Annotated in this window: 7 protein-coding genes and 1 pseudogene; 7 read left to right on the top strand and 1 reads right to left on the bottom strand. The window is 33.1% G+C overall.

Features of this window, described 5'->3' with window-relative positions:
• The 4 genes and pseudogenes from ACIQ7N_RS23235 to ACIQ7N_RS23250 all read left to right on the top strand — a co-directional run.
• Positions 1–1,270 (top strand): nucleotidyltransferase family protein (locus tag ACIQ7N_RS23235; protein ID WP_402936574.1); only part of this gene is annotated, 1,270 nt, incomplete at its 5' end.
• An 825-nt stretch (positions 1,271–2,095) separates the two neighbouring features.
• Positions 2,096–2,223: pseudogene (locus ACIQ7N_RS23240) on the top strand (helix-turn-helix domain-containing protein); the annotation flags it as partial.
• 63 nt (positions 2,224–2,286) lie between these two features.
• On the top strand, positions 2,287–3,249 hold the full coding sequence (locus ACIQ7N_RS23245) for a helix-turn-helix transcriptional regulator (protein ID WP_402936576.1): 963 nt from the start codon (positions 2,287–2,289) through the stop codon (positions 3,247–3,249).
• Between the two features lie 75 nt (positions 3,250–3,324).
• Complete coding sequence (locus ACIQ7N_RS23250) at positions 3,325–3,957, top strand: type 1 glutamine amidotransferase family protein (protein ID WP_402936578.1); 633 nt, start codon at positions 3,325–3,327, stop codon at positions 3,955–3,957.
• A 533-nt stretch (positions 3,958–4,490) separates the two neighbouring features.
• On the opposite strand, the gene ACIQ7N_RS23255 is transcribed toward ACIQ7N_RS23250, so the two are convergent.
• A complete protein-coding gene (locus tag ACIQ7N_RS23255) occupies positions 4,491–5,261 on the bottom strand; it encodes an aminotransferase-like domain-containing protein (protein ID WP_402936580.1) in 771 nt (256 codons plus the stop codon).
• Between the two features lie 648 nt (positions 5,262–5,909).
• Here ACIQ7N_RS23255 and trhO point away from each other — a divergent pair.
• From trhO to ACIQ7N_RS23270, 3 genes are all read left to right on the top strand, one after another.
• Positions 5,910–6,851 (top strand): oxygen-dependent tRNA uridine(34) hydroxylase TrhO, encoded by a 942-nt coding sequence (gene trhO / locus ACIQ7N_RS23260; protein ID WP_402936582.1) that lies wholly within the window; start codon positions 5,910–5,912, stop codon positions 6,849–6,851.
• Between the two features lie 466 nt (positions 6,852–7,317).
• Positions 7,318–7,884, top strand: coding sequence for a TetR/AcrR family transcriptional regulator (locus ACIQ7N_RS23265; RefSeq protein ID WP_402936584.1), 567 nt, complete (start codon positions 7,318–7,320; stop codon positions 7,882–7,884).
• Positions 7,885–7,941: 57 nt separating this feature from the next.
• Positions 7,942–9,798: an alpha/beta fold hydrolase gene (locus ACIQ7N_RS23270; RefSeq protein WP_402936586.1), complete on the top strand. Its 1,857-nt coding sequence runs from the start codon at positions 7,942–7,944 to the stop codon at positions 9,796–9,798.
• The last annotated feature ends 1,181 nt before the right edge of the window (positions 9,799–10,979 follow it).

A 10,979-nucleotide genomic window follows, 5' to 3' on the forward strand; every position in this document is an offset into this window, starting at 1 on the left:
ACATTCGAATTCACGGAACACTAGGCTATTTAACACCAGTAGAATTCAAGCAACAGCCCTTATAATTTTTGTCCAGTTTAGTGTTGACATACCATTATTATGTACTGAAAGACTAGAGTGGGATGAATTTGCGATAAAAATGAAAGACAAAGAGATTATTTATAAAAATGCTGTAGCACATAGGCTATTAGACACTCTGGTATCAATTCAACCCCAATTCTTTGAGAATGAAAAATCGACTCCATTTAAAAAGAGAAAAGAGGAAAAAATAGGATACTTTCTAGAATTTGTTGATATTCTTAATCAAGAAGAAGTGGAATATTTATGTTTGAAAGGGCTAGCCATGAGAAAGTATTATCCTAAAAGTCTAGATAGGCAAAGTAATGATTTTGATATATTGTTGAAAGATTTAAATGAATATTGGAAAGTCCATGAGATTTTACTGAAAAAGGGATATTCATTAGAAAAGTACCCGTACTTTACGAAATATATCCATTTTTGTGGGGTTGCTACTTATAGAAAAATAATTGATTCAGACTTAATTATAGATATAGAAATTAATATTGGAGGCTTTCCCATAAGCGAATGCACCTGGTTAGTAGAACCTTTACTTTGGTCTACAAAACAAACCATATTATTAGATAAAGTGCATGTTCAAATACCAAGTAATGAATTTAATATTATAATATTGACAGTAGAGGTAGGTTCAAATGGAAAAAAGCGAATTAGGGATGCTGTAGATTTATACTATTTAATGAAATCTGAATATGATACAAGATTTATAAATGATTATTTAAAAAAAATAAAATTAAAGAAGCCGCAAAAGGTAGTAACAAAGATGTTATCCCAATTAGAAAAGAAGAAATTTAAAAATTCTAAAACAGGATTTTTAAATGAAATTTATTATCGTTGGAGAACCGATATTTTTCATATTATACCAATTTTCAATTCCAATAAAGTAATAATAAGATTGGTAAATCATTATTTAAGACTAATCTTGATTTATTTAGTTCAGAAAGATATCTTAATAAATCAAATAATTTACTTTGATAAAGTTTGCTCTCCAACTAAATATATAAACCTAGGACTTCCTGTGTATTTTATTGAAATAGACAAAGAAAGGAATGATACGTTTAAGTGGATAACTAAAGATAACATTTCTATAGTTATAACTCCAATAGGGACATTTATGGCTAGTAGCTTATGTCTACATAGTGAAGAAGATTTTGAAATTGCAGATAACTTAACGAAAAAACAATCAACAGCTTAAAGTCTTTTATAGAAGCTTTTTCTTTTATAAAGGTACGAAGCGAATAATGACAATAATATGCTTAACTCACTGAGGTGGTTGTTAATAAAGATACGCAATTCTTTTACGAAATAGATCTTCCAGATTGGACAAAACATCATGAAAAGGATTATTTATTTGATTAACTAGAGATATGGATGACTTTACAATATTCAATGTAAGGTTGTCCATTTTTACTTTGGACTCTTTGACTCTGTTTATTTAGTAGTATTCTGAAAAAAATTAGACTGTTAGAATACTTCGAACAGCCTCTACTTATGATATAAATAATACCTTTAGTCTTATTAAATGGAATTGACCATACATAAGTCCATCTTCTCTAGTTGACATACCCATAACTATGCTACGTAACTAGTACGGTAAAAATATCAACTGTTTTATATTTAATAAAAAAAACAGCTCCTCTGATAGAATAGATAATTAACGAACTATCTTGCGTTATATCACTCTAAACATTCGTATTTAATGGGTGGAAATGCTATTCGTCCATCGACTGAACACTTCTCAAATTACATAAAACACGAATATTATATTTAAAGTTATCTTTCTAAAGTGTTTGCAGAACTAAACTTTATTTTTTATTAAAGGACTATAATCCATATAGGTTATGATTACATCCTAATAGAAAAGGGAAATCCCTAAGTTATACAATGTTAACGTTACTTCTAAATGTTAACCCCGCGGATTTAATGTTTTACGATTTTTATTTAGAAAAACTGTTTCTGTTGGATAAATTTGATATGATCTTAAAGAAGCTTTATAGGATGCCAGAAGCGGAATTATTAAAATCATGCAGGAATGAATTATGCAGTAAAGCTTTATAAAGAGGGAGAAATGACTGTAAATCAATTTGTGAAATTACAAATGTGTCTAGGGCCTCATTATATAGAAAGCTATCGGAAAGGAACAGTTGATGAGTTATACCAAAAATCGAAAATATTTAATAGAAGATAAATTCCTTATAGAGGTGGAATTATATGCCTAAAATTGACAATATGTTAGCAATTCTATGGATGCTTCGTTCAGGTGAAAAAATTACTGCAAAACAAATTGCAGAAAAGTTAGAGATGAATATAAGGACTGTTTATCGTTATATTGATACACTTTCAACAAGTGGTGTACCTATAATTTCAGACACAGGACATAACGGTGGATACACTTTATTAAATAATTTTATTGAAGCTCCTCTTTTTTTTGATTTTGAGGAGCAAACTTCACTATTTCACGCTGCTGTTTTTGCAGAAGAAGCCGGATATTATGGAGGTGAAGCACTAAATAGGGCTATTTCAAAACTAAGTAAATACTCAAATCAAGAGCAGGAAACAAAGATAAATCAACATTTAACTAGTCTTGAAGTAATAAGTCGATTAAGTTCACTCTCTATGGAACCTTTTTTGAAGGAGTTGGAGCGGGCCGTAACTGACGGGTACTCAGTAAAAATTCTTTACCATAAAAGTGGCGAAAAGCAATTAAATTATAGATTGGTCGATCCGTACAGAATTATCTATTGGAATAATAAGTGGTATATGATTGGATTTTGTCATCTTAGGAATGATATCCGTAGTTTTAGAGTAGATCGAATTGAAAGTCTAATGCTAACCGAAATTAAGTTTAACCAGCCAGAAAATTTTTCAGCACGTGACTTTTTTATGAAAGACCTCCTTCCAACTATAGAAGATAAGGAAGGGATTACTTCTTTAGTTATTAATGGGAATACAGGGACGTTGGGAGATCTTTGCCAACATTGGTTTTTAGGACATTATTTACAAGAACGGACTTCAAATCAAGCAGTATTTCTTCTTGAAAAGGATATTATACATACATATGTACCTTATTTACTTTTACCATATGGTAAATCTATTCAAGTTATTGAGCCAATAAGTCTAAAGAAAAGACTTATTGAAGTTCTGTCGGAATTAATACAATTTCATCAAGTATGATAACTTCACTGACGTTAGTTGTCAGGGAAGTTATCTTATAATAGGCTATATTAATTGAGATTGGAGCGTTATTGAATGCAAACAAAAAAAGTGTATCTTTATGTATTTAATACAATGTCAGACTGGGAATATGGATATTTGATTGCCGAACTAAACACAGGGAGATATTTCAAAAAAGATATAGCACCTTTAAAAGTAATTACAGTAGGAGCTAATAAAGAAATAATTACTACGATGGGAGGACTGAGCATAAAACCAGATATTTCTCTTGATGAATGTACGCTTGAGAGTAAAGATCTTTTAGTCTTACCTGGAGGGACTACTTGGAGTGAAGAAATTCATCAACCTATCTTGGAAAGAATTGGCCAAGCTTTAAAGCTTGGCACTATTGTTGCTGCAATTTGTGGTGCAACTGAGGCCCTTGCGAATATGGGATACTTAGATACTAGAAAGCATACAAGTAATAATTTAGAATACACTAAAATGGTATGTCCTAACTATAAAGGAGAAAAGTTCTATGAGTTGGGATCTGCGGTATCTGATGCGAATTTAGTTACTGCATCAGGAATAGCTCCTCTGGAATTTGCGAAGGAAGTACTGAAAAAATTAGATGTATTTGCACCAGATACATTACATTCATGGTATAACCTAAATAAGACCCACAAACCTGAATACTTCTTCCAGTTAATGAATTCAATAAATAGGTGAGCTAAAAAATCAACTTAGCAGATTTATATAGTTTAAATAATTACCATGTTCTAGACAATGTCAAAGCCTGGTTTTTGAATATAACTTAAAAATGCTTATGGAGTAATGAAAAAGCCCGATTTCACTATTAAAACGGTGAAGTTGGGCTTTTTAGTATCGGAAATTTATTAACGTTGTAAATCCGCATTTTCCTGACCGTACCAATATAATTATAAATTCATTTCATATATTTGATGAAGAGACAGATCTTATACAGTGGTTATTCAATACTCATTTTTATAATTATCTACAATTTCTATATAAAACTTAAAAAATTTGTTCTGCTACCAATTCTGAAAGAGTTTTAATTCCATAGTCAATTTCATTTAAGGATGCATAAGAATAGGAAATCCTTAAATATTGATCAGAGTGAAACTCATACAAATCTCCAGGGTAAACAAGTATTTTCCGACTTAAGGCTTTAGTAAAAAGCTGGTACATGGATATACCTGTATTTAACTTAAGCCAGATGAAATATCCCCCCTAGGGATATTCTATGTACCGATGCCGGTAAAATATTTCTTTAATGCTTCAAGAGCAACATCTCTTCGGAGCTTAACATTTTTCCTCATTATATCGTTATGCTGATAATAAAGACCACTAGAGAATAGTTCTGTGGTTACATTCTGGGAGAGTGAGCTGGTTCCATAATCAGTTTGCATTTTTATATCTGCCAATCTTTCAATGACTTTTTCTGATCCAACAATCCATCCAATCCTAAGACCAGGACTTAAATTTTTCGATATCCCACCAATATATAATACAAGTCCATTGTTATCAAATGCCTTTATTGGCTGTGGAGGTTGTTCATCAAACCAAAGCTCCCTATATACATCATCCTCGATAATAAGCAAACGTTCCCTATCACACTCATCAACAAGCGTTTTTCTTCTATCAAGTGACATGACACTCCCGGTAGGATTTTGAAAAGTAGGTATTGTAAAAAGCATTGCTCCTTTTCTCCGCCTATGTCGATCAACCAATTCTTTTATTTCTATACCTTCTTCATCCAGCTTAATTCCCGAAAGCTGCATTCCGAACGATTGAAAGGTTCTAAGAGAGTATAGGTAGGATGGCTTTTCAACATATACTACTGAGTTCGTGTGCAAAAGGGCAAGGGAAATAAGCTGCAGTGCCTGTAAAACACCAGAGGTAATCAAAATTGAGGATGGATCAGCTTCTATTCCTATTGTTTTAAGGTATGTGCATACCTCTCTTCTTAGATGGATATTTCCTTTTGGTTCTTCATAACCGAGCGATGCCATAGACTTAGACAGTTTTTTTAGTACGCCCTGAATCATTTTGTTAGGTATTAATTCAGGGGAAGGCTCGCAGGGCGGGAAAGCATTGAATTTGTCTGAAACAGAGGTTGAAATATAATTGTAGAATATAAATTTCTACTAAATTGAAATAATAAGATAGCCATTTAGTAATTTCAGATAAATAGGAAGAACTTTTAAAGGGTGCAGGCAGGCTTAACAAATATCTCAATTGAACCGAAAGATGATTATTTTCTATTAGTGACCATTTGTTTTGAAAAGACAAGGTAAATTTTAATTCCATGTCATCCGTAAAACATGGAAGGCTTTTATTATGCGCTGTGAGAGCGATTGAGATGGGCAACTGTACGTGTTACTGAATCTCGATTGCTTTCACAGCGCTATTTTAGAGTACGCATTTGAATTTCAAAGCAGGATTTTTTCTTCTTCCACAAACGGGCCAGATTGTGAAATATCATTCTTTATAAAAAAGTCCGCTGACCACTTCACAAATTCTTTGAAAAAAAACAATATTTATACCCATTTCAGTCTAATTACCGATAGCATATTAAATGATTATCATTTATGTTTAATAGGTCGTAAAAGACGCTATCAGGTATATCCTGCAAATATATGAAATGATAGGTGGAAACAATGAATTATCAAGTTTTATTATATTACCATTACACGAAGATTGAAGATCCAGCTGCGTTTTCAGCAGCGCACTTAGCAATGTGTAAAGAAATCGGTTTAAAAGGTCGTATTTTAGTAGCCAATGAGGGCATTAACGGTACTGTTTCAGGTACGATTGAGCAAACAGAGCAATACATGGCAAACATGCAAGCAGACTCATTATTTGAAGGCATTGTCTTTAAAATTGATGCGGCAGATGGGCATGCATTCAAAAAAATGCACGTACGCCCACGTCGTGAGTTAGTAAACTTAGGCTTAGAAGAAGACGTAAACCCACATGAATTAACAGGTCGCTACCTGTCACCAGAACAATTCCTTGCTGAAATGCAAGATGAAAATACAGTAGTATTAGATGTGCGTAACACGTATGAATATGATGTCGGGCATTTTCGTGGCGCGATTCGACCAGATGTACAAAACTTCCGTGATACACCGGAATGGGTACGTGCAAACCGCGAGCTATTCGAAGGAAAAAATGTTTTAACATATTGCACGGGTGGGATTCGTTGTGAGAAATTTTCGGGCTGGATGAAACGTGAAGGCTTTGGCGATGTCGGTCAATTACATGGCGGTGTTGCAACATACGGAAAAGACCCTGTTGCGAAAGGCCAATTATGGGATGGTCAAATGTACGTATTTGATGAGCGATTAACGGTGCCAATCAATCAAGTAGAGCATGTGATTATCGGTCGCGATCACTATGACGGTGAACCTTGTGAACGTTACATTAACTGTGCAAACCCTGAATGTAATAAGCAAATCATCGCATCTGAAAAAAATGAAGCAAAGTATTTAGGTGGCTGTACAATCGAATGTACAAAGCATGCGCGCAACCGCTACATCGTGCGTCACAATTTAACAGAAGAGCAAGTAGCTCAAACAATTGAGGCGTTACAAGCATAAGCATGAAAAGCAGTCTAAACATAAAAAAACGTCATTAAATATCTTTCATAATCTCAACCACCTATATAGTGGTACTTAAAACACTCTATGTAAATGTTCAAACTATCCATTTCAAAATTGGACTAGTCTGCTCGCTTACATAGGGTGTTTTTTCTTTTGTAAGGAAAAAGTAAATGACTAAATGTATGTGTTGGAACGCAGGAAAGCAAAATGTAGCTTTGAATAAAGTTGCGATTTTTATTTTCAAAAATATATGAACCTAGCGTTAAAACACAAGTGATAAATTGCAAGCCATCCAAAACAGTTTTGGGGTTCAGTTCAAATTTGTTCAAAATGAGATTAATTTTTAGCAGTAAAATCAATTATAGTATAGCTTTTTTGATCAATTTTTTTATTAAACTAACAAAAATACTTGCAACACCTATTATAGTACTGTACAGTACTAATTATGACAAGAGGAAAATTAATGAATCAAAAACATGTGATTGAAGTAGCTGCAACATTATTTTTAGAAAAAGGGTTTGCTTATACAAGCATGGATGAATTAGTTCGTGTAAGCAAAGTTTCAAAGTCTAATGTGTATTATCACTTCTCTAATAAGGAAGAATTGTTGGAAGGAGTCGTTGATTATTGGATTGAAATGTATCAATCTGCAATTGATGGCTTACTATCTCAAAACCAATTATTAGTTGAAGATCGTATCCAACTGTTTTTAAAGCAATTATCACAAGGAGTTCAGACGAGAGAATATAAGGGGAGCTGTCCATTTATTACGCTTTATATTCAAAGCCCTACAAATGCCACAAAAGTAAAAGAAAAAATAGGTCTTTTTTTTGTAGGATTACAAACGAAAGTTTCTTTATTACTTAAACAAGGGATAGAGAATGGTGAATTTAGAAAGACAATTAATATTGACGAGGTTGCATCTCTTTTTATTACAAATCTTGAAGGAGCGCTATTTGTTTCAGAAACACTGAAGGATGCAACTGTAATCATGAAAACAGCAGATCATTTTTTTAACTTGCTTCGATAAAAGAAGCATTTTTTTTACATAAAATTAGTACTGCGTAGTACTAAAAGGGGGATTTATATGAGAACAGTATTTTTAACTGGTGGAACAGGTTTTATTGGAAAGCAATTAGTGAAGGAATTAGCCAAAGAGCATGTTACAATTCTTCTATTAGTGAGATCGAAAAGTAAAGCAACACGCATTTATCAAGAAAGAGGCATCTTAAAAGAGGCAGTTATGCACTTTATTGAAGGTGATTTGACGAAAATAGACTTAGGTCTAAGTGCTGAAGATAAGGAGTTGGTATTGAAAACGGATGTGATTATTCACGCAGGAGGCCCCATGGATATTCAAGCGACAAGCAAAGAGGCAGCTTCCGTATTTTTGAATGGTGCCCAACATATTAGTGAATTCGCTAAAAATATTCATCAATTGAAGGGATTGCAACAATTTATTCATGTTGTGGGCTATATGAGTCCCTTTGATGATAAAAATAGCAAGATTGCGATAGATGTGTTTAAAGAAGGAAACAATCTTTTGAAAATAAAAAATCCATATGAGAGAACAAAGTTTTTAGCAGATCTTTATATCCGTCAGCAGGCATCAACAGTAGGTTATCCGCTTTCAGTAATTAATCCACCAACTGTAGTTGGTAGTAGTAAAACAGGGAGTACGGAGCAAACAGGAGGCTTAGGCTTGCTTGTGATGAGTATGCGAAAAGGGCTCCTGCCAGTGATTCCTGGAGGTAAGGAATATAGATTACCACTTATTGCAAACGATGAACTTGCAAAGTTTATTGTGCAGGTTTTCAGATTGGAGCAACCAACTATACAAACATATACACTTGTTGAAGACAAACAACATGATCAGAATATTTCAGAATTATTAGATGCTATGTCAGAAAGTATGAATATGACTGCACCTAAAATCTCTGCCCCATTGCCATTTATGAAAGCACTTATGAATAGTGGCGTAAGCAAAATAACCCAAATTCCTGCTGATGGGCTGAACTTTATTACAAATCGAACATTTTCAAATGGTTCAGCGAAAAAGATTATGGGAGAAGATTGGTTTAAGGAGACAAATGTAATGAAATTTCTCCCAGCCGTAATAGCTGATCTGGATTATCGCATGATGTATCAAAATGGCCAGCACAGTCATTTATTTAAACGAACATTATGTAATAACACTACCATTTACCAAGCACAAGGAGAGGGTAAACCGTTTATTTTATTACATGGTTTATTAAGTGATGGAGAGGATTTATTTCCTTTAGGAAAAGAGCTTCATGAAAAAACGGGTCGACCTGTATGGATCATGGACCTTCCAGGTTTGGGACGTTCTCCTTTTAAACGAGAGAAAAACCTTTTAAATATCTATTTGAATGTAGTGAAAAAGTTATTGGAGAAAGCTACTAATGGTGCCCATCTAATTGGCCATTCATTTGGTGCTTATATTCTTTTGGAAGCATTAGTACAAAAGTACATAGATAAGAAGTATACAATTACTTTACTTCAGCCACCTATTGCTAAAAAAAATGCTAAATCGATAAATGTTCCTCAATTTATGAACAAATGGACATTGAAATTGGCAACTACTAATTTGATAGAGCGTTATTTATTAAGTAATGGTTTATTTGAAAGTACGGAGAACATCCCTGAACATTATATTGAAAAAATTAGTAACAGTTTTACTTCTCCTAGAATTTTAAATACTACGGTTCAGCTTAACAGTTTACTATTGAAAAACGATCAAGGTGATTTCAATGAAGTAACAGAGTATAATCTTTACATTATTTGGGGGGATTATGACAGAGGCTATTCTGCTCCTTCGCATCTTGGTAAGGTTGATTTTGTTCCATATGGTCATCATTTTCCTCTTAACCATCCGAGTGAAACGGCTAATTTGGTAATAAAAAATAGTAGTACTAGAAGATGAGAGTGTGGGATAAATAAAAAGTGGGTAGTAAGATCGTTGTGTCTTTGAAATAAAGTCTTACTGTTTGAAAAAAAAGATTGTCTACATGAACGCTGGATATATTTACTTAAGAATCTAACAGCTAATCAATTACAGCGTACATATCAGTATCCTGAGGTAGTAAAATGCGAATTGAACAAAGTATTGCTCTTTACGCATGGCATGTAATCACCTTGTGAAGAAATATACTTAAACTCCCATGAAAGAACGTAATAATCTTTCATAAAACAAACAGATTATTTTATGTTGCATGTAGTCGAGCCATTAAATCCCTAGTGCTGATTATTTACACAGCCGACCAGCAAAAAATAAAAAAGTTTTTTATAGAAAATCAATTTGCAAAAGAAGATGAGATCTTGCTTCTGAGTAAAAACTAATGTTTAGTGTCCTTTTTACAGGTAGAAGTGAAAATTCTGATAAATTACAGTCGAAAAAGTATACACCTAACCAGTTGTCGAAATTTATTTGACGACTGGTTATTTAGTATTGTTCTTCAGAATAAATTATAATGAACTTCCATGTTGTTTATTATAAGTAGTTAATCATACATATGCGACTAGTATAAAAATTAATCAAATTGAAGCTGAAAGTTATAGGTCAAGTGTCCAAAACTATCTGACCTTTTACAAAAAGTCTGGACATTCTTGTCCAAAAAGTAGGGAATTATATTATGTCCGGACATTCTTGTCCAGAATGTATGTAGATTCTTGTCCGTATACATTTAAATATGGTAGTTGACGTATACAAGCCCTCCCTCACTCCAAATAATTTTAGTTTACATAATATAAATACCTTGGTCACAACTTTCTAATTATCGGATGGTTCCTATAAATTATCGTTCAAAAGGGGATTATTCGTTTAATAATGCTAATTATCGTTTAATGTAGATTTGTCCAATATTTATAAAAATTATTCATAAGGGTGAACAAACTAAGCTGGTGTTACAGAATCACGATACATGTTCTTTGAAGAATATATATAATTTAAAACGGGAATATCTGAAGAGTCGAACATACAATTTTGTATGTTCGACTCTTATAAATTGAGTGTAAGCCCGAAATATAAAATAGGCGCACCTTCTTGGTACGCACGACGAATAGCCATCTATCCTAATTTTTTTCGGATAGATGGCTATTTTGCAC

It is taken from the genome of Lysinibacillus sp. NPDC095746, assembly GCF_044763535.1.
In the GTDB taxonomy this organism is placed as follows: domain Bacteria; phylum Bacillota; class Bacilli; order Bacillales_A; family Planococcaceae; genus Lysinibacillus.

Excerpts from the sequence above, each read along its gene's own strand:
- ACIQ7N_RS23245 (WP_402936576.1), top strand. The coding sequence starts at position 2,287 with ATGCCTAAAATTGACAATATGTTAGCAATTCTATGGATGCTTCGTTCA.
- ACIQ7N_RS23250 (WP_402936578.1), top strand. The coding sequence starts at position 3,325 with ATGCAAACAAAAAAAGTGTATCTTTATGTATTTAATACAATGTCAGAC.
- ACIQ7N_RS23255 (WP_402936580.1), bottom strand. The coding sequence starts at position 5,261 with ATGGCATCGCTCGGTTATGAAGAACCAAAAGGAAATATCCATCTAAGA.
- trhO (WP_402936582.1), top strand. The coding sequence starts at position 5,910 with ATGAATTATCAAGTTTTATTATATTACCATTACACGAAGATTGAAGAT.
- ACIQ7N_RS23265 (WP_402936584.1), top strand. The coding sequence starts at position 7,318 with ATGAATCAAAAACATGTGATTGAAGTAGCTGCAACATTATTTTTAGAA.
- ACIQ7N_RS23270 (WP_402936586.1), top strand. The coding sequence starts at position 7,942 with ATGAGAACAGTATTTTTAACTGGTGGAACAGGTTTTATTGGAAAGCAA.